This window comes from Halocola ammonii (genome assembly GCF_049334165.1).
Lineage (GTDB): Bacteria > Bacteroidota > Bacteroidia > Flavobacteriales_D > Sanyastnellaceae > JBEGHD01.
The window spans coordinates 228,963-253,534 of sequence record NZ_JBEGHD010000002.1; the positions used below are offsets into that span (position 1 = coordinate 228,963).

The 24,572-nt window shown below is 46.2% G+C and carries 18 protein-coding genes; 2 read left to right on the forward strand and 16 right to left on the reverse strand.

The annotated features are described in order from the left end of the window. Window positions 1-37: 37 nt before the first annotated feature. Complete coding sequence (locus tag ABHV44_RS03215) at window positions 38-379, forward strand: hypothetical protein (RefSeq protein ID WP_459073206.1); 342 nt, start codon at window positions 38-40, stop codon at window positions 377-379. 15 nt (window positions 380-394) lie between these two features. Here ABHV44_RS03215 and ABHV44_RS03220 read toward each other — a convergent pair whose 3' ends face one another. Then, window positions 395-1,996: a LuxR C-terminal-related transcriptional regulator gene (locus ABHV44_RS03220; protein WP_459073207.1), complete on the reverse strand. Its 1,602-nt coding sequence runs from the start codon at window positions 1,994-1,996 to the stop codon at window positions 395-397. A 252-nt stretch (window positions 1,997-2,248) separates the two neighbouring features. On the opposite strand from ABHV44_RS03220, the gene ABHV44_RS03225 reads away from it, so the two are divergent. Further along, window positions 2,249-2,998: a sulfite exporter TauE/SafE family protein gene (locus tag ABHV44_RS03225; RefSeq protein ID WP_459073208.1), complete on the forward strand. Its 750-nt coding sequence runs from the start codon at window positions 2,249-2,251 to the stop codon at window positions 2,996-2,998. Between the two features lie 239 nt (window positions 2,999-3,237). On the opposite strand, the gene ABHV44_RS03230 is transcribed toward ABHV44_RS03225, so the two are convergent. The 15 genes from ABHV44_RS03230 to rsmH all read right to left on the reverse strand — a co-directional run bounded on the left by ABHV44_RS03230 (window position 3,238) and on the right by rsmH (window position 24,570). Further along, entirely contained in the window at window positions 3,238-3,690 is a 453-nt protein-coding gene (locus ABHV44_RS03230; RefSeq protein WP_459073209.1) for a GatB/YqeY domain-containing protein, read from the reverse strand. 172 nt (window positions 3,691-3,862) lie between these two features. Further along, window positions 3,863-7,408 (reverse strand): right-handed parallel beta-helix repeat-containing protein, encoded by a 3,546-nt coding sequence (locus ABHV44_RS03235; protein WP_459073210.1) that lies wholly within the window; start codon window positions 7,406-7,408, stop codon window positions 3,863-3,865. A 173-nt stretch (window positions 7,409-7,581) separates the two neighbouring features. Then, window positions 7,582-9,099, reverse strand: a complete 1,518-nt coding sequence (locus ABHV44_RS03240) for a LuxR C-terminal-related transcriptional regulator (RefSeq protein WP_459073211.1) — start codon at window positions 9,097-9,099, stop codon at window positions 7,582-7,584. Between the two features lie 241 nt (window positions 9,100-9,340). Next, entirely contained in the window at window positions 9,341-11,131 is a 1,791-nt protein-coding gene (ftsZ, locus tag ABHV44_RS03245) for a cell division protein FtsZ (protein WP_459073212.1), read from the reverse strand. Between the two features lie 141 nt (window positions 11,132-11,272). Further along, window positions 11,273-12,532: a cell division protein FtsA gene (ftsA, locus tag ABHV44_RS03250; protein WP_459073213.1), complete on the reverse strand. Its 1,260-nt coding sequence runs from the start codon at window positions 12,530-12,532 to the stop codon at window positions 11,273-11,275. Between the two features lie 29 nt (window positions 12,533-12,561). Next, window positions 12,562-13,350, reverse strand: a complete 789-nt coding sequence (locus ABHV44_RS03255) for a cell division protein FtsQ/DivIB (RefSeq protein ID WP_459073214.1) — start codon at window positions 13,348-13,350, stop codon at window positions 12,562-12,564. Between the two features lie 4 nt (window positions 13,351-13,354). Continuing rightward, window positions 13,355-14,749 (reverse strand): UDP-N-acetylmuramate--L-alanine ligase, encoded by a 1,395-nt coding sequence (gene murC / locus ABHV44_RS03260; RefSeq protein WP_459073215.1) that lies wholly within the window; start codon window positions 14,747-14,749, stop codon window positions 13,355-13,357. Then, window positions 14,746-15,852, reverse strand: a complete 1,107-nt coding sequence (murG, locus tag ABHV44_RS03265) for an undecaprenyldiphospho-muramoylpentapeptide beta-N-acetylglucosaminyltransferase (protein WP_459073216.1) — start codon at window positions 15,850-15,852, stop codon at window positions 14,746-14,748. Before murG ends, murC begins: the two co-directional genes overlap by 4 nt. Further along, entirely contained in the window at window positions 15,839-17,059 is a 1,221-nt protein-coding gene (locus ABHV44_RS03270) for an FtsW/RodA/SpoVE family cell cycle protein (RefSeq protein WP_459073217.1), read from the reverse strand. The genes murG and ABHV44_RS03270 overlap by 14 nt, the downstream gene beginning before the upstream one ends. A gap of 17 nt (window positions 17,060-17,076) precedes the next feature. After that, window positions 17,077-18,420 carry a UDP-N-acetylmuramoyl-L-alanine--D-glutamate ligase gene (murD, locus tag ABHV44_RS03275; protein ID WP_459073218.1) on the reverse strand — a complete coding sequence of 448 codons (1,344 nt, stop codon included), beginning with the start codon at window positions 18,418-18,420 and terminating at the stop codon, window positions 17,077-17,079. A 6-nt stretch (window positions 18,421-18,426) separates the two neighbouring features. Further along, entirely contained in the window at window positions 18,427-19,680 is a 1,254-nt protein-coding gene (gene mraY, locus ABHV44_RS03280; protein WP_459073219.1) for a phospho-N-acetylmuramoyl-pentapeptide-transferase, read from the reverse strand. Beyond that, entirely contained in the window at window positions 19,680-21,143 is a 1,464-nt protein-coding gene (locus ABHV44_RS03285; RefSeq protein ID WP_459073220.1) for a UDP-N-acetylmuramoyl-L-alanyl-D-glutamate--2,6-diaminopimelate ligase, read from the reverse strand. The genes mraY and ABHV44_RS03285 overlap by 1 nt, the downstream gene beginning before the upstream one ends. Beyond that, on the reverse strand, window positions 21,140-23,242 hold the full coding sequence (locus ABHV44_RS03290) for a penicillin-binding protein (protein WP_459073221.1): 2,103 nt from the start codon (window positions 23,240-23,242) through the stop codon (window positions 21,140-21,142). The genes ABHV44_RS03285 and ABHV44_RS03290 overlap by 4 nt, the downstream gene beginning before the upstream one ends. Window positions 23,243-23,275: 33 nt before the next feature. Further along, on the reverse strand, window positions 23,276-23,662 hold the full coding sequence (locus ABHV44_RS03295; protein ID WP_459073222.1) for an FtsL-like putative cell division protein: 387 nt from the start codon (window positions 23,660-23,662) through the stop codon (window positions 23,276-23,278). After that, window positions 23,659-24,570 carry a 16S rRNA (cytosine(1402)-N(4))-methyltransferase RsmH gene (rsmH, locus tag ABHV44_RS03300; protein WP_459073223.1) on the reverse strand — a complete coding sequence of 304 codons (912 nt, stop codon included), beginning with the start codon at window positions 24,568-24,570 and terminating at the stop codon, window positions 23,659-23,661. Before rsmH ends, ABHV44_RS03295 begins: the two co-directional genes overlap by 4 nt. Between the last annotated feature and the right edge of the window lie 2 nt (window positions 24,571-24,572).

Consider the following 24,572-nt stretch of genomic DNA (forward strand, 5'->3'; position numbering starts at 1 on the left):
GAGAAATTTGAAAATCACGCCTTTCGAAATCGTCTTCATGAAAAAGTTGCTCTTCATTTTCGCGTTAGCCACTTTCCTTTTTCCATCCTGCTCTAAGGCACCGGGGGCTCAAGCCACTGCTGGAGGAGCAATTGCTGCAGATCTCAAAAGTGTAATTGACAATCAGGACATTGATGGTGTGATCATTTGCTGTGTAGACTGTGAATGCAATGTTTCGTACGATGAGGAAGGGGAATACGAATTTCAGGGTGCGAATTTTATTGTCATAGATTCGATCTCTTACAACCTCAATAATTTGCACAGCTATGATGTGCAGACTATCGAAGATCCCGATGGCGAAGAAGGTTCGAAAAAATTCCTCATCCTATTTTTCCCCTAATCAGTTCTTTTGGTTCTAGGACGCTTTTGTCAATTCGATATTTTCCAGAAAGTTAGAGAGGTCTTGATCGGCATTGATGTTTAGCTTTTTGCGAAGCCTGTTCCGTGCCTTTTTCACGGAGTCCGGAGAGATGCCCAGGACAGATGCAATTTCTTTAGTGCTCATCCCGACTCTGAGAAGCGAGCTAAGTCTTTTTTCTTTAGTTGTAAGGTTGGGAGCTACAGCGCTCAAAGCCGACAAGAAAGAGGGGTGAACCTCTTCAAAGTATACGCTAAACTCTTTCCAGTCGCGGTCGGTGTTGAAGGCGAATTTCAATGAAGACCTAATGTCCTGTAATCCGCTCCTTGATTCATCTGGGATATCCTTGTCTAGCTTCTCAAGTTTCTCTTGCAGCTCTTCCAGCTGTTTGTTTTTTTGAATGATCCGCAAGCCCTCTTTCGTGAGCGATCGAACTTTCATGTCGAGCTCGCTCTGGAGCTTTTCTCTTCTTGCTTGCTCCAGTTCAATTTCTTGTTCGTGCACCCGATTTTCCGCTTTTCTAATGCGCGTCAGATTGCGCATCCGAATAAAAAATGCAATCCCAATTGAAACGGCAAGTGCCAAAAGCAGAATGAAGAGCCACTGTTTGTTTTGCTCTGCCTGATTTTGGGCTTCCAGCAGCGCAATTTCGTTTTCTTTCTCAGATAGTTTGAATTTGCCCTCAGCTTCGGCAACAGCAGCTTCTTTTTCTTTGTTGTAAAGCGAATCCTTTAGAGTAGACAATTTAGAAATTACTTGAAACGCTTCTTTGTGGTTCCCTTTGTTATTGAGTGCCCCTGCTTTTCTCTCCAGGATTTCGGGTACGTTTTTGAGGTTACCTATTTCACGGTACAAATGGATGGCGCTGTCGCCAGTTGAGAAGCCTTTGCTGTACTCTCCACGAGAAAAATGTATTGTCGACAAAGCAAAGTTGGCGTTTGCCAGACCGATTTTGTGATCAAATCGCTTGCTGAGTCTCCTGGCTTTGGTGATGTAATGAACGGCACTGTCAATTTCATCTGAGTTGATGAAAACAGTTGAAATGTTGAGGTAAGCTGGAATCGCGTTAGTTGTGTCCTCGTTTGCTAAAGCACTTTCAACGAGGCTACGGAAAATTTTGAGTCCGCGCTCCTTTTGACCATCTGCAGCGTATACGATCCCCATGTTCCCTTCAACCTTGTAGATGTTGTCGATCTCTTCTTTTGTTTTGTAGATCTCCAAAGCTTTTTGATAGTAATCGAGACTCGACTTCAATTCGCCTCTCCTAAATTTTAGTCTGGCGATGGCTGAGTAAACTTGAGGTAAGTAGTGATGGTTTTTATGCTCTCTAAAGTACTTGACTGCGGGGAGCAGTTCTTCGTAAGCTCTTTGAAATTGACCAGTGAGGATGTAATTCTCACCACTCATATAATTAGCAACTGCCGTCAACATCGGATCGTTTTCGGCCAGGGGTTTTAGCTTTTCTACTTCTACCAAAGACTGGTAGGGCAAAGATTCATGGTAAAGTCGTTGAGCCTCTTTTAAAATTGTGTGGTATCCCGGATGTGCGAGCGAATCTACTTTTTGCCCGAATGAAGAAGAAATGAATACCAGCTGCATCGAGATAATTGTAAGAATTACGAATGAGGCAGGAAGTTTTTTTGTCAAAGGTGAAATCATGAATGACCAGGCTATTGAGTTTATTATTGGAGTTGTCCCCTCTTGTCAAATTTACAAACCCTACTAAAAGAAGTGCTCCGAGAGCGGTTTGATTGTGGGGTGTCACCCATTTGTCACCCTTTTTTATGCGTACTTTTGGATCTCGATCGAAAAAAGAGCGCCAGAATATCTGGGTAGGAAAACCAACCTCATTTGGCGACTTTTGCCCGCATGGATTGGGTTTACCTCGTCATGTTTCTCTTTGGAATGGGTGCTTTCATTTTGAGCACGGTGAGCGGTGGAGGAGGAGCGCTCGTTTTGGTGCCTTCCCTGAGTTTTTACTTCAAAACAGATGTTGTGGCACCGCTCATCCACCTAGCAAATTTTATCGGTCGGCCTTCACGGAGTTTACTTTTTTGGCAACACATCCGGTGGGATGTTGTGAAAGCTTATCTTCCTTCAGCACTTATTGGTGGATTTCTCGGAGCCTGGCTTTTTGCATCCATGAAAATGGAATGGCTACAGATAATCATTGCCTTATTTTTGATCAGCACGGCTTTTCAGTTCCGGTGGGGTAAGAAAAAGCCTTCATTTGAAATGAGGCGATGTTACTTCGCTCCATTGGGATTTTCCGTTTGCTTCTTGAGTTCTATTGTTGGAGCTACCGGACCGGTTCTCAATCCGTTTTACTTAAACTTTGGAGTAACAAAAGAATCTTTGATTGCTACAAAATCGGTGAATTCCTTCTTCGTGGCGATTGTTCAGATTTCGACTTACGCCTATTTCGATGCGATTTTCGGAGTGTTTTGGGGCTATGGGATAGCCCTTGGATTGGGTGCAACAGCAGGAAACCTGATCGGGAAGCGCTTGCTCAGAAAAGTTTCCGACAAGCGCTTCCGACAGTTTGTTATAATTATGATGGTGATCAGCGGTGTGGTAATGCTAGTAAAGCAATTGAGTTAGCGCGGCTTGAAAAAAACAATTTGCTATGGGCAACGAGCAACTTGAGAAAATTCAAAATCCCAAAAAACAAATTCCAAAGGGGGGACAACGGTCGAGCAACCTGAATCTCATTTAACTAATCCCAAAGCTGCAAGTAATTTCCACCTACGCTAAGGCTTTCTACTCCGCAAAAGCTTCGTATAACACAGTCGGTGGTCACGAAGAATTCGTAATCCGCAATTGTTCATTCGTAATTCACACTACTTACTGAGCAGTTCCTTCACTTTGGAGGCGACTACTTTTCCATCTGCCTTTCCGGCAAATTGCTTTGAAGCCACACCCATCACTTTGCCCATGTCGGCAGGAGATTGAGCTCCGGTTTGCTCGATGATCTTTTGGATTTCTTTTTCCAACTCCTCGTCTGACATCTGTTCTGGGAGGTAAGTTTCAATCACATCTGCCTGGTCCATTTCTTCTTTCATCAACTCCTCGCGACCTTGCTCTTTGTAGATCGCGGCCGATTCCATTCTTTGCTTGTGGAGTTTGCTCAAAATCTTGATACCGGTTTCATCATCAACTTCTCCGGAGCTTCCTTCTTTAGTGGCTTCCATGAGTAGTTTCGATTTGATGTCGCGCAATGCAGAAAGACGCTCGCGGTCCTTGGCTTTCATTGCTTCTTTGATGTCGTTGTTGATTTTATCTGTCAGTGACATAGTGTTCTGATTTTTGTCCAAAGCTACCAAATTGACTCAAAATTCGATGACTAAAGATTGAAAAGAACTGTAAACAAAAAACCCCGGAAACTAATCCGGGGCATTCTGTTTTCACCTTAAAGAGAAATCCGATTAAGCATTTCTCCCCAGTACCAAAACCTATGTTATGAATTTAATCTAGCGGGCAGTTGGTTCCAAAAAAGCCAATAAAAGTGAGAAGGTCTGAGGTGCTCACTTCGCTGTCGTTGTCTAGATCAAAATCTCCGCAATTTGATTGGCAGCCATATTCCGAAATGAAGATCAAAAGATCCTGGGTGTCTCGAACTAAATCGTTGTTGTAATCTCCAACACAACCCAATGATTCACCTGTTTCAATAATTTCCAGTGAGAACTGACCGCGCTGGAAGTTGGCACCATCAACGCGCAGCAAATAAGTTTCTCCCGGTATTAATCCCGAATAATTACCAATTTCGTCCTGGTTGACCTGGCTTGAGTTGCTGCAGGCAATGAATTCTTCTGAGGTACAGCCCTGATAGAAAAGCGCCTGTCTCAACCTGAAGAAGTTGGTGTAGTTGTTCAGGAGAAGTGTTTGAATTTCAACTTCACCGGTTTCGGGAGCTACAAAAGAATACCAGACTGATTGCCCTGGGTTTATGGCGCAAGGGGTGGTGAAGTCTCCATTGTTTGTTGCGCACAAATTGTCATCAACAATCAACTGATCTAAAGCTACTGGGATGGCATCTTCGCATTCATCATTTACCTTGCAACAAGGTGCTGTAAAGGCTTCTTCAAAGGTTTCGAAACAATCGCCTTCCGTGAAGTAAGTGATCGCATCAACCGTTCCTCCGTTCGCCAGTTGGTAGTTGAGAACCACCGATTGCGGACTTTCTTCGATGTCAAAAAACTCGTTGTTAATCACGAGGTAGCCAATTCCTGGAGCGTTCTTGTGATGTACAATGAGCTCCTGACTGTACCAATCGTTTTCATCACAAGCAGAAGCTTCTCCCTGAACAATCTCCTCTATTTCGCAAGCTGCTTCGTAGAGAGTGATGGAAACCTCTCCCAGGTCTCCAGATGAGCCAACCCGAAAGTAAACGTCCTGACCGTAATTTACTTCTAAAGGCTGTACAGTGAAGAATTCGCTCGAACTCTCATCTCCTTCATCTACACATGCCACCTGATTGAAGTTTGAGCAGCTACCTGTAAAGACGGTGAGATTGACATCGGCCACCGTGTACTGGGCAATGGCAATAGTTATTGCTTTTACTGGCATGGTAAATTTGTACCAAACACTCGCCTCGTCATCGCCTGAGCAGCTGCCGGTAGGTTCCGATACGGCAGTGGCACAAGTGAGATCAGTGACTAACGAAGTGCTTGATTCGAAGACTAACTCAGTTGGGGCTGAGCAAAAATCATTAGGAAGAGAGCAAGGGTTGTTGAACTCGTATGCTCCACGATCGGCTTCTCCATTTTGCGAACGCTGATCTTTCTTCAGGTCCTTGTTGCCAAGTACAGCATCTTGATCTACGAAGTCAATTGAAGCGCTATTTCCCTGAAGTTGATAATTACCATTATTAAAATCAACGAACTGAGGATTGGCATCAATGTTTCCCGTTCCGTTCCAGCCACCTTCCACAGTGCAAAATAGCATGTCTGAGTCGCCCGCTCCTCCCATGTGTTCATCGTTATTCCAAAGAATTGAGTTGGTGACAAGAATATCAGACTCGTGAAAGAGAGCTGTATTGTTGTGGTTTACGATTGTTAGGTTGGTTAGCGTAATGGTTGAAGATTCGGTTAAATAAACAGCATCGGCTTTTTCTGTTCCAAGATTTTCATCGAACAGGGAATTGCTTACTGTTAACTCGCTCTCTCCCGTGTGGATGGCGCCCCCTTCGGCTGCTGTATTGGATTTAAAAATACAGCGGTCTATCCATGCTTCGGGTTTGAGGTTGGCCACTGGTAAGGCATAGATGGCACCTCCCTGATCGGATGCCTCGTTTTGTTCAAAGTTGCAGTCCACAATCTTCAAGTCTCCATTGCCAGCCAGATAGATCGCAGCTCCATTCTCGGCCTGGTTGCCGTAAAACTCGCAGTTGGAGATGTAGCCTTCGCCAAAGGTAGCTGTGAGTCCACCTCCGCGCTTTTCGAAGTTTGAAGAGCCGTTGGCATTTCCGGCAATAACTCTAAATCCATCAAGCCTTGTATCATTATGCGAACCTCCCTGAAATTCAACCACGTGATAAGAGTTGTCTGAAATATTGAATGGAAGTCCGATTGCGCCTGAGAGAGTGGTTGTATTGTTTTCGAAGTCTCTTGCTACAATCGATGTCTCGGTTCCATCAAAACCTCCATAAACTTCTACGCCAGGCTGAATGACGAAAGACAGATTTCGGTTTGGATTAAATGGTGTGTCATCGGGTAGGTAAGTTCCTTCGGCTACCCACACTTCGCTATAGTGGCAGGCGTTGTTGAGAGCCTGGAAGAGGCTAGTGTAGGCGTCTTCCCAGCTTTTTCCGTCATTGTTTCCAGTGGCGTCCATATCCACATAAATTCGTGAAGGAGTGTCTCCCTGAACCTCGTAGCACCCAAGATCCATAATGTCGTTTACCGTTCTTGGGTTGCCGGCCAGGTCTTCTTCGTTTAGCTCAATTCCAAAGCTGTAGTTCACCCCGGGAGAGCAAACTGTGAGCTGATAGTTTCCAGCGTTTTCATTTACAAATTCGGCTGGTGTGTCAAGGTTTCCAAAACCGGAACCCGTATGATCTTGCTGAAGAATGCAGTGAATAGCCGTACAACTTACATTAAGCGCCTTGTGAGGGCCGGAGGTGTTGCCGTCAAAAATAGAGTTGAATACATCCGAGTTTCTGACTATGCTCGTGTTACAGGTATTGTCCACGAAAGTGCAGTTCACTACATCACTATTAATAATCCCAGTTACATTGTTTCCGTTTTGATTGTCGAACTCATTATCATCAAATAGACATCCAAAGAAATTACACGAATTGGCCATCCGCCAGGCAAAGCAAGAAGTTACTCTACAATTTTGTATAGTCGAGTTTCTGAAAAATGCGTTAAAAGGATTTGCTGCCGAGCAGTTGATAAAATCTGTTCCTGTAATTGTGACGTTGGGCAGACTATTTTGAATAGATTCTGCCGTAACATTATTGAATTCACAATTGCTAACTAGTACTGTAGAGGAGTTAGTTCCTGCACAGCCAACAAAAAGCGAAATTTCGTCATAAGTTAAATTGAAGAAATTACAGTTTTCGAAGGTGATGTCTGCCTCTGTGTTTTCAGTGATCCACATAAATGCATCATCACAGAAGCCGGCATAGTCATTCATGTTGTTGAAAGTGATGCCATCAATAGTGATCGTATTGTTGAAAGCAATTCTCACAGCCAGGCTACCCCCGTCAAAAACTGTAGGATGGTCCTCAGGTGATCTTTGGCTTAAGAAAGTTTCATTCCCTGAAAAGCCTCCGTAGTAGGTGAGGTTTTCATAAGTATTATAAAATGCGACACCGTAGACTCCTTCTGCAATCCAAATTTGATCATTGTCTTCCAGGACAGCCGAAGGAGGTAGATCCTGATATGCCTCCTCCCAGCTCGAGCCATCGGGGTTATTTGCATCAGAATCTGCATCCACGTAAATGATATCTCCCCGTACATTTGTGAAGAGGAACAGGGAGAGCGTAAAGAGTAGTAGAGATTTTTTCATGGTGAAAAGTATTTTTTGGTGAAAAAGAATGTTGATCCAAATCTCCAATAAACTACTCTTCAGTGCGTCATCCTTATGGGTGATATTGGCGCCAAAAACAGCGCTAAACGGGCAAAATACATCTTATGGGTGACAAGGAGGTAGGAAGGATTTAGCGCTTATGATTCGTCTGGCTAGCTCGTGATAAGGTTGAGAGAACTTGCTTTCAAAGTAGCTTCCGTCCGGTTTTTTACATCCAACTTGTCGTAGATTCTGTGGATGTGTGTTTTGACTGTATTCACGGAAACAAACATCTCGTCAGCAATTTGTTTGTTGGACTTTCCCGTGGCGATCATTGAAAGTACTTCCAGTTCTCGCTGAGTAAGTGGGTTTACAAGGTGCTCGTTTACCTCTTCTGCTGAAAGGTCCATTGCCATTTGTGGTAACGGCACATCAGCCAGGTTGGCGAGCTTTTGCTGGAGCAAATCCATTTCACCGGCTTTCTTTCTCAGCTCGGCCTGGTGCTTCTCTCGTCTTCTTTTCGATCGCACGTTTAAGAGAACGATTAGTAGAATTAGAATCACTACGACTCCAGAGATTGCAATGACAATGGCGAACAAGCGACTGCGGTCTGCTTCACTTTTGGTTAACGCTTTTTCCTTTTCCAGTACTCCGGATCGAATTTTTTCCTGTTCGTACTTATAGGCCAATTCGGTAAGAGCACGATGCTCCTTTTGGTTCGTGGCCGTATCACTCCAGGCTTTGAAGTCTTTTAGCGCGTAGTAAGCCTCTTTATAATTTCCCGACTGCTCTCCGCACATTGCCCTCGTATCTGCCCTGAGCTTTCGAATAGCGCTTGTTGCCAGAGCCCCTTCGCCACAGGGTTTGTTAAGGTAGATTGAGGCGGAGTCACAATTTCCCATGCTCGCGTTGATGTGTCCGAGAGAGCTGTAGAGTTGGCACAATCGCCTTGGGTCGTTTGTCTGCAGGAGCAGTTCCTCACTTTGTTTTCCGAGTTTTAATGCACGATCCATGTTACCTTCCAAAGAATTGACCAGGCAAAGGTTGAGCAGTGCGAGTCCTTCTGTAAGTGGATCATTTAGCTCTTTGGCAAGTTGAGAACTTAAGTTGCTGTACTTCTTCACACTATCCGGTTCATCAATTTCGTAGTAGAGCGCACTGAGGTTGAGGTATGTGTTCATCACTCCTTCCTGATCTCCGGCAACTTGCTTGCTCTGCAGACTTTCACGATACGATTCTATGGCCATGCTGTAGAACCCCATTCTTCTATAAACTACCGCCAGGTTGTTCTGAACCTTGCTGATACCGAGCTTGTCTCCTGCTTCTTCATATTGCGGCAAAGCCTGAAGAAAATAGTGCATACTGGAATCGTACTTTCTGACATACTGGTAGTCGGCTCCCAGATTTAAAAACATGTTGCCTCTTCGTTGAGGGTTTTTATCGAGAAGTCGCACTGCTTTCAGGTAGTAGGGTTTTCCTTTTTCCGGTTGGCCGGAATAGCCGTGACTCAGCGCCACAGATTTCAGGGCGTCTGCGTGAAGCTCTGCCTGGCCATTTGATTCAGCAATTTGCAGAGCTGCCTCGGAGTAGACCAGAGAATGCTGGGGATCGGACAATAGAAACTGCTTGCTGGCTTCAATCAGGCAACCAACCCTGGAAGAATCTGCCTTGAGAGAATTACACTTAGTCAACAACGTGTCGTTTTGCCCAACCGCTGAGTGAGTCAGGAACAAAACAAGCAGGGAAGACAACAGACAGCCAGAATTAATTTTGAACAGCATAAAAGGTTAAGGTGAGTGTTGATCATAAAACTATCAAAAAACCCATTAGGTCTTGTGAATCAGTTGACAATCGTAACAAAAAAGAAACCCCGAACTCGCAGAGTTCAGGGTTCCATAACAACAGTTTAAGTAGTAAGAAGGGGGATAAAAACTAATCTACATTGTCGTGCAAAAAGGAGTTATTCTCCCTTATTTGAGTTTTTTTTTCTCCATTCTCGTCCGTCTCTTCCGAGATCGTGTAGCGCGAAACGTTCGACTCTGAAGAGTGCTTCACATTGTCGAGCTTTACGTTTCTTCTTTTGTAGGCAGGCTCGCTCTCCAAATCAGACAATCCTGAAGGAGTTTTCAATTTATGCGTGAACTCTCTGATTCGCTGTTCGCGAGATTTGTTCTTCGCCTGAAACTCTTCTCGAGAAGGACGGTCCTCAACATGCCTGTTCGATTCGGTTGAGGTTGACTTTGGCTCGTCTTCCTCATCTACATCAGTGATGTTGATTTTGCTCTTTGACTCTTTGTCGTCATGAGAGGAGTGAAACTTAAAGGTTACCTCTTCGTCCATGTTGTTCAATGAGTCATCGTTGAGGTCGTAAATCTTCTTTCCAGACTTTTCTTCTGCGTCTTCAGAAGCACGCTCATTCCGTTGTGAACTTGCTTCTTCTTGATCAGACACTGAATAATCTGTGGACTCATTCACCTCCGGTTCATCATCGTGAAATAGTTGAGATTGCTCTTCTTTTCTCGGCTCTTCTTTCTTTGGCTCTTCAGTTGATTTTCTTTGAATGATGAACGGCTCAGACTCATCGACCTCGTCCGGCTTTTCCTCCTCATTTTTAATTTGAGTAGGCTGGGTTGGGTTAGAGATTTTGCCGGTAATTTCTCTCGGCTCGTCCTTGTCCAGGTTGAATCTGCGAATCTTGTTTTCATCTTCTTCGTCTGTCGGGATTCCCGAGTCAATTTCCGAAGACTTAAAACCTGTAGCAATTACAGTGACGCAAAGTGAGTCTTCCAGAGATTCGTCTGCTCCGTAGCCCCAGATTACTTCAGCAGACATTCCTGCTTGTTCCTGAATGTAATCAGTGATTTCGGTGATTTCATCCATCAGCACTTCTTCAGATCCATAAGTGATGTTGAGGAGAACAAACTTGGCACCTTCAATCACATTGTCATTGAGAAGTGGCGATTCGAGTGCAGTGGTTACAGCTTTCATAGCTCTGCCGTCACCGTTGGCGTGACCGCTACCCATGATTGCTACTCCGCTTTCGCGCATCACCGTGTTTACGTCATTCATATCCACGTTCACCTCTCCGGTGAGTGTGATCACTTCGGCAATTCCTTTGGCTGCAGTACAGAGCACTTCATCGGCATGGGCAAATGCTTTTTTGAGAGACAGGTTACCGTAAAGTTCGCGCAGCTTGTCATTTTTTATGACGAGCAGGGTGTCCACAGCATCGCGCATTTCACGAAGACCTTCATCGGCTTGTGTTGATCTCTTCTTGCCTTCGAAAGCAAAAGGCACAGTGACAATTCCCACAGTTAGAATGCCCATTTCTTTGGCTGCTCTGGCAATAATTGGAGCGGCTCCGGTTCCAGTGCCTCCACCCATTCCTGCAGTTATGAAAGCCATGGTCGTGTTTTTCTCGAGAATCTCTTTTACATCATCGAGATTTTCGACAGCGGCATTGCGCCCAACCTGTGGCAGAGAACCTGCTCCGCGTCCTTCTGTTAGCGTGGCACCGAGTTGAATTTTGGTAGGAACAGAACTCTTGTCGAGTGCCTGAGCATCGGTGTTGCAGACAACGAAGTCTACGCCCTGAATGCCTTGTTCATACATGTAGTTCACCGCGTTGCTTCCGCCTCCACCAACGCCAATCACTTTAATGATAGATGACTGATCCTTGGGAAGGTCGAATCTCATGAAGCCTGACTGATTGTTTTCTTCCATAACCTTACTTTTTATGCTGTGAATGAGTGCTTTCTCTGTATTTGTTGTTGTCTAATGGATCGACACTAAGAAATTGATAAAATCTTTTTGTTCGCTGGCTTTCACCAAAAAGCGTCCACGATCCATTGTTTATATTTCAAATTATTCTTCTTCGTTTTCAAACCAATCACGAATCTTGTGCAGGAATGATGCTGCTCCTTTATTCGCTTTGTCTTTCTCTGGCTTGGTGTCGATAAGCTCAGCCGGTGGCGTGTGCTCGTAGCCTTTGATCACAAGACCAACACCCGTTGCGAATGTCGGGCTCAGCATGTCTTCGAGGTCTGTGTTGGCGAGGTGTTCGTTAGGGTAGCCAATGCGAGTGTCCATGCCCGTCACGTATTCAAAGAGCTGTTGGATGTGGCGAAGTTTTGATCCGCCACCAGTCACAACGATTCCACCGATCAATTGCTTCTCAAAACCGGAGTTGCGAATTTCGTAGTAGATGTGCTCAATGATTTCCGACATTCTCGCTTCGATGATACTCGAGAGGTTTTTGAGCGAAATTTCTTTTGGCTCTCGCCCTCGCAATCCTGGAATGCATACTACCTCGTTGTCTTTGTTTTCCGATTTTACGGCTGAACCAAACTTGAGCTTGAGCAATTCTGCCTGGCTCTTCATAATGGTGCAGCCATTTTTGATGTCGTCAGTGATGGCGTTACCTCCAAAAGGAATCACTGCTGTGTGGCGGATTATTCCATCCTGGAAAATGGCGATGTCGGTAGTTCCACCACCAATGTCCACCAGTGCTACACCCGCTTCTTTTTCTTCAGCACTGAGCACGGCTTCGGAAGAGGCAAGTGGTTCGAGGATCAACTGCTCAACCTTGAGGCCGGCTTTTGAAACGCATTTGAAAATATTTTTTGCAGCTGCAATCTGTCCGGTAATGATGTGGAAGTTCGCTTCGAGGCGAATACCAGACATTCCTATTGGGTCTTTAATTCCCTGTTCGTTGTCGACAGTAAATTCCTGTGGCAAAACGTGAATAATTTCTTCACCTGGCAACATCACGAGCTTGTACATGTCATCGATGAGCGCGTCCACATCGTGCTGTCCGATTTCATCATCAAGACTGTTACGAGTGCGGATGCCGCGGTGCTGCAAACTTTTGATGTGCTGCCCGGCAATGCCTACGTTCACCACATTGATTTCAACATTGGCAGTCTTTTCAGCTTGCTCAATTGCAGATTCAATGGAAGCCACGGTCTTCTCGATATTGGAAACAACTCCACGCGTCACTCCAACAGAGTCACTCTTCCCCATTCCGAGAATTTCGATTTTGCCATGTTCGGTTTTGCGGCCTACAAGGCAAGCAATTTTTGTGGTACCGATGTCGAGGCCAACTACGATGTCTGATGATTCCATATTCATTCGTTTTTATTGCTCAGTTTCGATCAGTAGTACTTTTGACAGACTACCTGGTCGCGATATTTTAGATTGATCGTTTTGTATTTATTTAGGTCCACGGCATGCACAGTTTCCTTGTAAAATGCCATGAGCTTTTTCAGTTTCTTGTCAATATTCTGGCTGTCGCCAAAAATGATTCGATGATTTCCAACACGAGGCAATAGCTCAATTTCCCTGTCGCTGTTCACGTAGATTGACTCGATTTGGGCCTTCCAAAAAGGGTCAGCTTCAAGTGCTTTCACCACATCAAAAAGATCGTCCATCAAATACTTCGAAGCTTTGATCTCGTCTTTTTGAATTTCTCTCACCGAAATGTTTGCAGCCGATTCCATAATGTTGCCATAGAGCACTGGAACCCTGGCAGTGTATTTCTTAGAGAGCGGCATGGCTCTACCTTCGTTGTCGAGGTAAAAGCTGCTTCCGTCTTTGTTGAGCAGTCGGGCGATAGGCGTGCGCTGAAAAACTTCAACTGTTAGTCGTCCATCCACCGACTTCACTACGTTTACTTCTTTCACTGCAGGAATCTTTTTCACCTCCTGCCGAATGCGAGTCACGTTCAGGTCGCTCACCGGAGTTCCCACGATGCTGTCTCCAAGGTTGTAAATGGCTGTTTTTACTGCATCGTCATCGATGAAATAAAAATCGTTTTCACGCTCGATGTCCACTTCAAATTTCCAGCAAGTAGTAGCCGCGCGCTCCTTGTCAGCAAAGCTCAAGAGCGTGATGAGGCCTCCAAGCACCAAAACCCAAATCGATATGTGAAGCGCTTTTTTCATTTTTCTATCCGGCAACTTTGTCGTTTTCTTCCAAGAGCATGTTTTTGATCGGTAGCACGAGGCGATCTATGTCCCCGGCTCCCAGTGTTAACAGCACTTCGGGCGCACGTTGCTTTAATTCATCCAATAACTCAATTTTTTGAACGCACTTTTTTGGTGTGTTTTGAATTTTATCCATAAGCCATTGTGAATCCACGCCTTCGATGGGCTCTTCCCTGGCAGGGTAGATGTCCAAAAGGATGATTTCATCCAGCTTTTCGAGTGCTCTGGCAAAGCCATCGGCAAAGTCTCTGGTGCGGCTGAAGAGGTGTGGCTGAAACACGCCAGTGATGCGCTTTTCAGGGTGCATTTCTCTCACCGAACCAATACAGGCTTCGAGCTCTCTGGGGTGATGTGCGTAGTCGTCTATGAAAACGAGATTGTCAGTTTTGATCTGATACTCGAATCTTCTTCTGGCGCCTTTGAAAGTGGCAATGGCTTCTTTTATTTTTTCTTCGTCAATTCCTTCGTAGTGGGCTACAGCAATTGCCGCCACTGCATTTTCTACGTTGTGTCTTCCGGGCAAACCGACTTCCAGATTTGTCCATTCTATTGATGGTCCAGAGAGGTCAAAGCGATAATTGCCGTTGGTTACTCGAATGTTTTTGGCAGAGTAGTCGGCATCCTGAATAATTGAGTAGTTGTCGATGGAAACGTTTTTCAGTTCTGGCTGAGGAAGTGCTTTTTTGAGGAAGAGCTTTCCGCCACTGACGATTTTCTTGGCAAAATCGAAGAAAGAGTCCACCATGGATTTTTCTTCTCCGTAAATATCGAGGTGGTCGGCATCCATGGAGGTAATCACTGCTACGTTTGGCGAAAGCGTGAGAAACGAACGATCGTACTCATCGGCTTCGACAATGATTTTAGTCGGATTTTCCGAATAGATTAGATTGCTGTTGTAGTTCGCAGCGATCCCTCCGAGGAATGCACCACACCCATGTCCAGATGAATGAAAAATATGTGCTAGCATCGAGGTGACGGTGGTTTTACCGTGTGTTCCACCTACAGCTATCGTGTAATTTTTTTCGGTGATGAGTCCCAGTACCGTAGATCGTTTTTTCAACTCAAATCCATTGTCTCGTAAGTAATTGAGCTGAATGTTCTTTTGAGGAATGGCAGGAGTGTAGACAATCATTGTTTTGCCCATGTCTGCGTTAGTCACCCATTCCGGAATGGCGCTGGTGCTGTCTTCAAAGTTTACCTCAATTCCTTCTGAAATGAGTTCAGAAACCAGTGGACTTTCTGTGCGATCGTAACCGGCAACACGAGCACCGCGAAGGTGAAAATAGCGGGCCAGGGCGCTCATGCCGATGCCGCCAATTCCGAGAAAGTAGAATATGTCCACTTCTTTCAGTTTCACTTTTCGATCAGTTTTAAAATTTCGTCAGCTATGCGATCAGCGGCATTTGCTTTTCCGTGTTTCAAAATGTTTTCGCTCAGCACTTTTTTGCGCGAGTCGTCTCCTGCAATTTTTAGGATTTCATCTCCGAGAGTGTTTGGAGCGTCAATGTCTTTAACCATCTCAGCAGCGTCAGTGTCGACCAGGGCTTTTGCGTTTTTTGTTTGGTGGTCTTCTGCCACGTTGGGCGAAGGCACCAGAATTGTCGGTTTTCCCACCAGGCTCAATTCGGAAATGCTGATGGCTCCGGCACGAGAAACGATGGTGTCAGCTGCGGCATAGGCCAAATCCATTTCTGTTATAAAAGCCATGGGTTTGACCACCTTTTCCAGTCCGTGTTCGGCAACTGCCTTTTCAGCTCTTTCGATAAATAGTTTTCCTGTTTGCCACAGCACCTGAACGCCTGATTCAGCGAGCTTTTTTAGGCTGTTTTCAATTCCCAAATTGATCGATCTCGCTCCGAGGCTTCCGCCAATTACCAGTACAATGGGCTTACTGTTATCAAAACCAAAATGCTGAACGGCTTTACCACCCTTGCCTTTCAGGTCCACTACTTTCTGACGAACGGGATTTCCGGTGATGACAATTTTTGACTTCGGAAACCAGCGTTCCATGCCTTCGTAGGCCACGCAGATTTTATCCACCTTGCCTGCCAGCAGTTTGTTGGTGATTCCCGGGAAAGAGTTTTGCTCCTGAATGAGCGATTTTACTTTTCTGCCTGCAGCCACTCTCAAAAGCGGTCCGCTGGCGTAGCCTCCAACTCCGATGGCGACATCAGGTTTGAATTTCTTGACGATCTTTCTGGCTTTTAGCAAGCTCGAAATCACCTTGAAAGGAAAGCTCAGGTTTTTGGCTGTCAGCCTTCTTTGAAGTCCGCTAATCCATAAGCCTTCAATTTCGTAGCCGGCCTGAGGTACTTTTTCCATTTCCATGCGACCCTGGGCACCGACAAAAAGGATCTCACAACCAGGTACTTTTTCTTTTAAAGTGTCGGCAATGGCAATGGCCGGAAAAATATGGCCACCGGTTCCTCCACCGCTAATGATGAATCTAGGCGACTGCATATTCCTCCTCCTCGGTTTTATCGGTGTTTTTCTTCACCGGATTCTTCTGTTTGTTGCCTGTGCTTTTTTCGTCAAACTCTTCGGGGTTGTAAACCATTCTGCTTGCGCTCAAAACCATGCCTATGGCCAGGCAGGTGAAAACGATCGAGGTTCCTCCCATACTGACTAGCGGTAGTGGCTGCCCGGTAGTGGGGAAGAGGTTCACTGCTACGGCCATGTTGATCATCGCCTGGATGACGAGCATCAGACTGAGCCCGAGTACCATCAATCCTCCAAAATGTTTTGGGCAGCGTGTGGCTGTTTTTATCGATCTAAACAACAAGATGAGGTAGAGCAAAATGAGGCCGAGTCCGCCAAAAACAGATCCGTACTCCTCGATAACGAAAGCGAAAATCATGTCTGAGTAGGGGTGAGGCAAAAAGTTTCTCGAAGAGCCCGATCCCGGTCCGTTGGGGAAAACTCCGCCTTCGTGAATTGCCACTTGTGCGTATTCCACCTGATAGTTTCCTTCGGCATCCTTATCCATGAAACTCTCAATCCGATTCACCCAGGTTCCAAAACGATCGAAAACATCCGGAGCGGTTTTACCGATGAGGTAAATTACTCCAATCCCTGCGATGGCCAGTCCGATAATGGCAAAAATGTATTTCCCTGGAACACCTCCAATAAACATCATCAGCAGACAGATAGCTCCCAGCATTGCTGCAGTTGAAAAGTCGGCAGGGAGAATAAGTCCGCAGATAATTACTACTGGAGCAAGAACGGGAATTACACCATCTTTAAAACTGTGAAGCAGTGTTCGCTTTACAGTAAGCATCCTGGCTACATAGAGAATTAGAGCGATCTTGGCGAAGTCGGAAGTTTGGAAAGTCATGTTCAACAACGGCAGTTCAATCCAGCGCTTCGCATTGTTGATGTCTGCTCCGAAGAGCAGCGTAAAGAGCAAGAGCAGGCCAGCGATCCAGATCATAAAGATCGACAGCTTGTTGAAATATTTCACATTGACTTTGTGAACCAGAAACATGACGCTCAGCCCGGCAGCGATCATCAACGAGTGCTTGAAGAGAAACTTAAAAGTGTTTCCTCCAGCCTGTACTGCCAGGGTGCTAATGGAGCTGTACACCGCCAGGATCGAAAACAATGACAAGATTATTGTCACTGCCCAAATCACGCGGTCTCCTTTTATGGCTTTTTTGAGGTCAGTCATCTGATTCCTTTCTTCTTTTACAGTCTTCTCACCGCAGATTTAAATTTGCGTCCGCGGTCTTCATAATTTTCAAAAAGGTCGAAGCTAGCGCAAGCTGGTGAAAGCAAAACGGTGTCGCCATCGTAGCCCAGTTCGTAGGCTGCTTTCACTGCGTCCTCTGCAGACTGCACGTCCACAATGGTGTCGATGCGGCCATCGAATGCTTTGTGTAGTTTTTCGTTGTCTTTTCCGAGGCAGATCAACGCCTTTACTTTTTCGTCAACCAGCTCGTAAAGCTCGGTGTAGTCGTTTCCTTTGTCCACACCCCCGGCAATCCAGATTACCTTGTCTTCAAGGCTCTCGAGGGCATACCAGGTTGAGTTGATGTTTGTGGCTTTAGAGTCGTTGATAAACTTAATGCCGTGCACTTTGGCGACATACTCTAGTCTGTGTTCCACATTTTCGAAATGTGTGAGACTGTCGCGCACTACTTCCTTTCGGAGGTCGAGAATTCTACCGGCTACTCCTGCGGCCATCGAATTGATGAGATTGTGCTTTCCCTGTAGAGCTAAATCGTGAATAGACATGGTTAATGTTTCTTTTATGTTGATGATCAAATTGTTGTTTTCTACTCTTGCGCCCTGCCATTCGGCATCGGCTGTTTTTCTATTTAGTCCGAAGCTGTATTTCTGAGCTTCGATTTTGTGCTTTTTAAGTCCTTCGGCAATCACCGGGTCGTCTTCCCAGTAGATGAAAGCGTCTTGAGGTCGCTGGTTTCGGGTAATGCGAAACTTGCTGTCTCTGTAGCGCTCCATGCTGTTGCCATAGCGATCCAGGTGGTCGGGAGTGATGTTCAGCAGAATGGCGATGTCGGCCCTGAAGTCGATCATTCCATCAAGTTGAAAGCTGCTGAGCTCGAGCACGTAGTAGTCGAAGTTTTCTTCTTCTACCTGTAGCGCGAAACTCTTGCCCACGTTTCCGGCCAGTCCCACGTTCAATCCGCCTTTCTTCAGCATGAAGTAGACGAGGTGAGTGGTGGTGGTTTTGCCGTTGCTGCCCGTGATGCAGATCAGTTTTGCATCTGTGTAGCGAGCGGCAAATTCGATTTCCGAAATCACCGGAATTCCTTTTTCTCTCAGGCTCACAATCAGTGGAGCTTCATCGGGAATCCCGGGGCTCTTTACTACTTCTGTAGCTTCGAAAATCTCTTCTTCGCTATGGGTGCCTTCTTCCCACCGGATCTCATTATTTGAAAGAACTTCTTTGTATTTCTCCTTGATGGTTCCGCGATCGCTCACGAAAACATCAAATCCTTTTTTCTTTGCCAGTACCGCTGCTCCCACACCGCTTTCTCCCGCTCCCAAAATCACCAGCTTTTCCATTTTCTGCTATCTGATTTTGAGCGTTACAATGGTTAGCACAGCGAGCATTACTCCCACAATCCAAAAGCGCGAAACGATTTTAGATTCGTGGTATCCCAGTTTCTGGTAGTGGTGGTGCAGCGGAGCCATCTGAAAGATTCTTCTCCCTTCACCAAATCTTTTCTTGGTGTATTTGAAGTAGCTCACCTGGAGCATCACACTCACATTTTCAATCAGGAATATTCCGCAGAGGATGGGAATCAAAAGCTCCTTGCGAATGGCTATGGCAAACACTGCGATGATTCCACCGAGCGCGAGACTACCAGTATCTCCCATAAAAACCTGGGCTGGAAATGAATTGTACCACAAAAAGCCGATGCACGCTCCGACAAAAGCACTGATGAAAATCACCAGCTCGCCCGAACTCGGGATGTACATGATGTTGAGGTAATCGGCAAAAATGTAGTTACCCGAAACGTAGGCCAGTATCGCCAGTGTCACTCCGATGATGGCCGAAGTTCCAGTTGCCAGTCCGTCCAGGCCATCGGTCATGTTGGCTCCGTTGCTCACCGCGGTCACGATGAAAATCACAAACGGAATGAAAATAAGCCACGCGTAATCTTTTGCTCCTTCGCCCATCCAGCTGATCAACCAGGCGTAATCGAACTCGTTGTTTTTTACAAAAGGAATGGTCGTTTTGGTGCTGTTTTCAATCGTTACCCAATTCTCGCTTTCGGTAGGTGAATCATCCTGATTGGCTGTCACCTCTGAGAAAGAGGTTGCAGGTGTGTCAGCAATTTTTTGCTTCATTGTTACATCCGGACTGAAGTAGAGCATCGACCCGATGATGATTCCAACTCCTACCTGACCGATCACCTTGAACTTGCCAGCAAGCCCTGCCTTATTCTTTTTGAATACCTTGATGTAGTCGTCAATGAAGCCGATGCTACCGAGCCAAACTGTGGCCACTAGCATGGTTTGCACGTAGATGTTTGTGAGATCAGCAAAAAGTAGAGCTGGAATGAAAATGCTCGCCAGGATGATGATTCCACCCATGGTTGGTGTTCCGGCTTTTTGTGTTTGACCTTCGAGTCCGAGATCGCGAACCGATTCGCCAACTTGCTTGTAGCGAAGCCAGTTGATCAGCCTTTTGCCAAACAAAAGAGAAATGATCAGCGAAGTGATGATGGCTGCAGCCGCCCTGAAGGAAATGTACTGAAACAGTCCTGCTCCGGGGAAGTCATAGGCATTGTCGAGATATTCAAAAAGGTGATACAGCATTACTTCTCCAGGGTTTTGAGGGTTTCGTTCACTATTTTGAGGTCGTCAAAATCTTTTTTCACTCCGTTGATTTCCTGATACTTTTCGTGTCCTTTTCCGGCAATCAGAATGATGTCGCCATTTGTTGCCATTGTGCATGCCAACTTGATTGCTTCTCTGCGATCAGTTAGCGAGAGTGTCTTTTTCATCTGCACCGGATCCAGACCGGTTTTCATGTCGTCAATAATTGCCTGTGGATCTTCCGTTCTCGGGTTGTCCGAAGTGAGGATCACCTGATCTGAGTAGTGGGCGGCAAGTTCTGCCATCACCGGGCGTTTGGCTGTGTCGCGATCTCCGCCACATCCCACAATCGTGATCACTTTTTCGTTTCCGGTGCGAATGTTTTGAATGGTTTTCAGCACATTCTTTAGTGCATCGGGTGTGTGTGCGTAGTCGACAATAGCCGTTACGTTGTTTGGCGTTTTGACGTACTGGAATCTTCCGTCCACAGCTTTGAGCGTGCTGATTTTTGTGAGCACTTCCATTTGATCGGCTTCCAGCTCCATAGCCACTCCGTAAACTGCCAGCAGGTTGTAGGCGTTGAAATCACCAATCAATCTGCTGTAAAGGTCTTTGCCTCCAAGTGTCATGTGGAGTCCGCTAAACTGATTTTCGATCAGCTTTGCGCGGTAGTCGGCCATCGATTTTAGTCCGAAAGTTCTTTTGAGTGCTTTGGTGTTTTGCAGCATCACTTCGCCTCGCGAGTCGTCCACGTTTACCAGCGCGAAAGCATCTTCCGGCAGGTTGTCGAAAAGAAGTTTTTTTGCTCTGATATACTCTTTGAAAGTCTTGTGGTAATCGAGGTGCTCGTGTGTGATGTTGGTGAAAACTCCGCCACTGAATTTCGCTCCTGTCACACGGTGTTGCACCAATGCGTGCGAACTCACTTCCATGAAGCAGTATTCGCAACCTGCTTCCGTCATTTCGGCCAGTAGCTGATTGAAACTGATCGCATCAGGAGTAGTGTGCGTTGCAGGAATTTCTTTGTCGTTGATCCAGTTGCTTACCGTGGAAATCAAACCGCAGCTGTAGCCCAACTCTCTGAAAAGATTGAAGAGTAGAGTGGTGGTCGTTGTTTTCCCGTTGGTTCCGGTGATTCCAACCAGCTTGAGGTTTTCCGAAGGGTGATCGTAAAAGTTAGCTGCGATGTAGCCCAGAGACTCACGCGAATCTTTCACCTTTACGAAAGTCACTTGTTCGGGAAGTTCTGCAGGTAGCTCTTCGCAAACTACAGCCACTGCACCTTGCTCGACAGCTTTCTGGATAAATTGGTGACCATCGGCTTTTTCTCCGCGAATTGCCACAAACAAACCACCTTTTTCTACAGCTCTTGAGTCGAACGTGATAGCGCTCACCTCGCGGTCAGTAGATCCGGTAACATCTGTGATGCGTGCTTTGTACAGTATGTCCTTTAGCACTTTCATGAGAGTTCGATGGTTATTGTTTTATAATTTGAAGCTCTTGCGCCTGGAATGATCGATTGCTTTTTGACCGTTCCACTGCCTATTACCTTTACTTCGAGTCCTTTCGATTCGAGCAGAAACAAAGCGTCCTGCAAGCCCATGCCTTTCACATTTGGCACGAGGTTTTGCGGAATTGTCCTGTCGGTGATTTCAACCTTGTCTTCTTTGGTCGAGGTGGTCACCCAATCGGATTTTGCTTTTACTTCTGTAGGGATTTCCAGCGTTGCAAAGACACTGGCCAGCTCTTTCTGGCTACCACTTTTTGAAACCGGAATTCTGCTGTAGTCGGTCGAATCCGGCATTTCCTCGGCCAGGTCGAAGCGCGTTGCGTAAATTTTGTCTGCGAGATCTTTGAAGACCGGAGCGGAAATCGAGCTTCCGTAGTAGATCCCCAAATTAGGTTCGCTCACCATCACGATGCACGAATAGCGAGGATTGTCAGTTGGGAAGTACCCTACAAAAGAAGCGCGGTAGCGAGTGTCGAGATACTGGCCACCAGCATTGATTTTTGCAGTTCCTGTTTTTCCGGCAACGGTATAGCGATTGTTGTTGAAAGCGTTTTCAGCAGTTCCGCTTTCCACCACTCCTTCCAGCATTTTCTGGCATTTTTCTACCGTCTCATCTGAGCAAATCGATTCCTGAAGAACTACGGGCTTTACTTCTTTGATCTTACCTCCACTTTCGCGCATGGCCTGCACAAACAGCGGCTTCACCAATTTTCCATCGTTGGCAATGGCGTTGTAGTAAGCCAGTGTTTGCAGTGGTGTTTGCTGAAGTTCATAACCGATGGACATCTGCGTGAGACTGATTCCCGACCAGTTGCCTTCCCCGGCTTTGCTGTAAATTTTTGGAGTGGTTTCTCCTTTAATGCTAATACCGAGTGGGTTGTGAACGCCCATCCTGAAAAGCTTGTCCAGAAATTTCTGTTGATTAGCTCCGTATGCTTTTGAGATCAACTTGGCCGTTCCCACGTTTGAAGAAAGTTCGAAAGCTTCTTCAACAGTGATTTTGCCGTTTCCGCCTTTGTCGTAATTCGAGTCTTTCATCGGGATTCCGTGGAAGTAGGTAATTCCTTTTCCGGTTTCCACGCTGTCGGTGAGTTCGATGAGTCCATCGTCAAGCGCTGCCATGAGCGACATGAGCTTAAAGGTTGATCCCGGCTCGTTGCTCTGGGCGATGGCCAGGTTGAAAACTTCGTTGTAAGCTCCGGTTTCATCGTCTTTGGTGAGGTTCGAGATGGCTTTGATGTAGCCAGTTTCTACTTCCATCAAAACAACCGTTCCCCATTTTGCATCGTGTTTTTTGAGCTGTCGTTCGAGGGCGTGTGTAGCAACATCCTGCAGGTGAACATCGATAGAGGAGATGATGTCCATTCCCTCTTTGGGTTCCACGATGTAGTCGTCAGACATCGGTCTCCAGATTCCTCCCGCAATTTTTTCTTCAAGACGCTGGCCTTTCACTCCAGAGAGTTCGCGGTCGTAGGCGAGTTCAATTCCCACACTCCCTGCATCGCGGTTGATTCCGATTGTTCTTGAAGCGAGCTTGCCAAAAGGCTTTGTGCGCACTTCTTCTTTTTCGATGATGAAACCACTTTCGAAACGTCCCTGACGGATGAATGGAAAGTTGCGAAGCTCATTGAGTTTGTGGTAGTCGAGGTTTCGCTTGATCAGCTTGTAGCGATGACCTTCGGTGTAAGCCTGCTCGAAAAAGCGTTTGTACTCGCGTTTTGATTTGTCGCCAAAAACTTGCGAAAACCGCAGAGCCATCGAGTCGAGGTTGGCTTTGAAAAACTCTTCGTCAATGGCTTCAGATTGAGTGTCCCAGTAAACATCGTATTCGGGAACCGATGTGGCGAGCAGGCTGCCGTCCGCAGAAAAAATCTGACCGCGAGACGGGTTGATGTCCTTAACCACGTAGGTGAAGTTTTTGGCTTTCTTCTCCCACTTTTCGTCCTTGATGAATTGAATGCTAAAGATCTTGCCCATGATGGCTAGACCCAGCACACACAGCAGGCTGTAGATGATCCAGGATCGGGTTGCTATGTCTTTTTCGTTTTTCAATTCAGTTTTTTTTCACTCGTGTTTGTCAGTTTTTCAATCTTCGAAATAGCTCTCGTCTACTTCGATTACTTCCGGGGGCGAGGTGCTTTCTTTCAGTCCCATAGAAGCGATGTCTTTTGCCACCTGGCTCTGCTGCTTTTTAGTTTCAAGCATGCTCTTGGTGGTGTTGTATTCTGAGCGGAGTTCTTCGAGTTCGCTCCGCGTTTTTTCAATTTTTCTTTCAGTGTTCTCAAACCAATAGCCCCACGAAATGGTGAGGATGAAAATGAAAGTGAGAAACAGCACGAAAGGCATATGGCGAGTCACTTCCTCGCGGGTCAAAAACTCTCCGCTGAGCAAGTTGGTGATGCTCCTGGCAAAGCGGTTTTTCTTCCGCTTTTTGGGTTGTTCGCTTTCTGGTTTTTTAAACTTGTTGCTCATGGCAATCGCTCTGCTATTCTCAATTTGGCGCTTCGTGAGCGCGGGTTTCTTTCTATTTCTTCATCGCTCGGCACGATGGGCTTTGAGTGAAGTGGCTTCAATGGCCTGATCAGGTTTCCGTAGAAATCCTTTTCAACTTTCCCTTCGATGTTTCCCGTTTTCATGAGGTGTTTCACTGGCCGGTCTTCCAGCGAGTGGTAGCTCATAATCACCAGTCTTCCTCCAGGCTTTAGCATGTCGGTTGTCTGACTGAGAAACTGCTCCAGCGCTTCCATCTCTTTGTTGACCTCAATTCGCAGCGCCTGAAAAACCTGTGCGTAAAAGCGGTTTTCCTTTCCTCTCCTGGCAAACTTTGAAATCGCTTTTTGCAGCTGCCCTGTGGTTGCTATCTCCTGATCGGATCTCACATTCGTGATGTGTGTTGCCAGCTGGTGAGCGTTTTTCAATTCACCGTACTCTCTGAAAATTCTTCTCAGGTCTTCGAGCTCGTAGCTGTTCACAATCTCCTTTGCAGTCAATCTGTCGAGCCTGTTCATCCGCATGTCCAGTTCGGCATCTCCGCGAGTGGAAAAACCCCTCTCGGTGGCGTCCACCTGGTGAGATGAAATGCCGAGGTCTGCGAGAATTCCGTCTACCGGAAGCAGTCGCATCGCTTTCAGGTGGTTTTTCATAAACCTGAAATTCTGCGGTACGAAGGTGAGCCGCGGGTCGTCAATCACGTTTTCCGCTGCATCGCTGTCCTGGTCGAAAGCAATCAACTTTCCCTCTTCACCCAATTTGTTTAAGATCGCTTTGGAGTGCCCGCCTCCTCCGTAGGTGGCATCCACGTAAACCCCGTTCGGCTGGATATCCAATCCCTCGATGCATTCCTCGATCATCACCGGGATGTGGTATTCCTCATTTTTCATGG

Coding starts and splice junctions, on each gene's coding strand:
- ABHV44_RS03215 (WP_459073206.1), top strand. CDS start 38: ATGAAAAAGTTGCTCTTCATTTTCGCGTTAGCCACTTTCCTTTTTCCA.
- ABHV44_RS03220 (WP_459073207.1), bottom strand. CDS start 1,996: ATGCAGCTGGTATTCATTTCTTCTTCATTCGGGCAAAAAGTAGATTCG.
- ABHV44_RS03230 (WP_459073209.1), bottom strand. CDS start 3,690: ATGTCACTGACAGATAAAATCAACAACGACATCAAAGAAGCAATGAAA.
- ABHV44_RS03235 (WP_459073210.1), bottom strand. CDS start 7,408: ATGAAAAAATCTCTACTACTCTTTACGCTCTCCCTGTTCCTCTTCACA.
- ftsZ (WP_459073212.1), bottom strand. CDS start 11,131: ATGGAAGAAAACAATCAGTCAGGCTTCATGAGATTCGACCTTCCCAAG.
- ftsA (WP_459073213.1), bottom strand. CDS start 12,532: ATGGAATCATCAGACATCGTAGTTGGCCTCGACATCGGTACCACAAAA.
- ABHV44_RS03255 (WP_459073214.1), bottom strand. CDS start 13,350: ATGAAAAAAGCGCTTCACATATCGATTTGGGTTTTGGTGCTTGGAGGC.
- murG (WP_459073216.1), bottom strand. CDS start 15,852: ATGCAGTCGCCTAGATTCATCATTAGCGGTGGAGGAACCGGTGGCCAT.
- ABHV44_RS03270 (WP_459073217.1), bottom strand. CDS start 17,059: ATGACTGACCTCAAAAAAGCCATAAAAGGAGACCGCGTGATTTGGGCA.
- murD (WP_459073218.1), bottom strand. CDS start 18,420: ATGGAAAAGCTGGTGATTTTGGGAGCGGGAGAAAGCGGTGTGGGAGCA.
- mraY (WP_459073219.1), bottom strand. CDS start 19,680: ATGCTGTATCACCTTTTTGAATATCTCGACAATGCCTATGACTTCCCC.
- ABHV44_RS03285 (WP_459073220.1), bottom strand. CDS start 21,143: ATGAAAGTGCTAAAGGACATACTGTACAAAGCACGCATCACAGATGTT.
- ABHV44_RS03295 (WP_459073222.1), bottom strand. CDS start 23,662: ATGAGCAACAAGTTTAAAAAACCAGAAAGCGAACAACCCAAAAAGCGG.
- rsmH (WP_459073223.1), bottom strand. CDS start 24,570: ATGAAAAATGAGGAATACCACATCCCGGTGATGATCGAGGAATGCATC.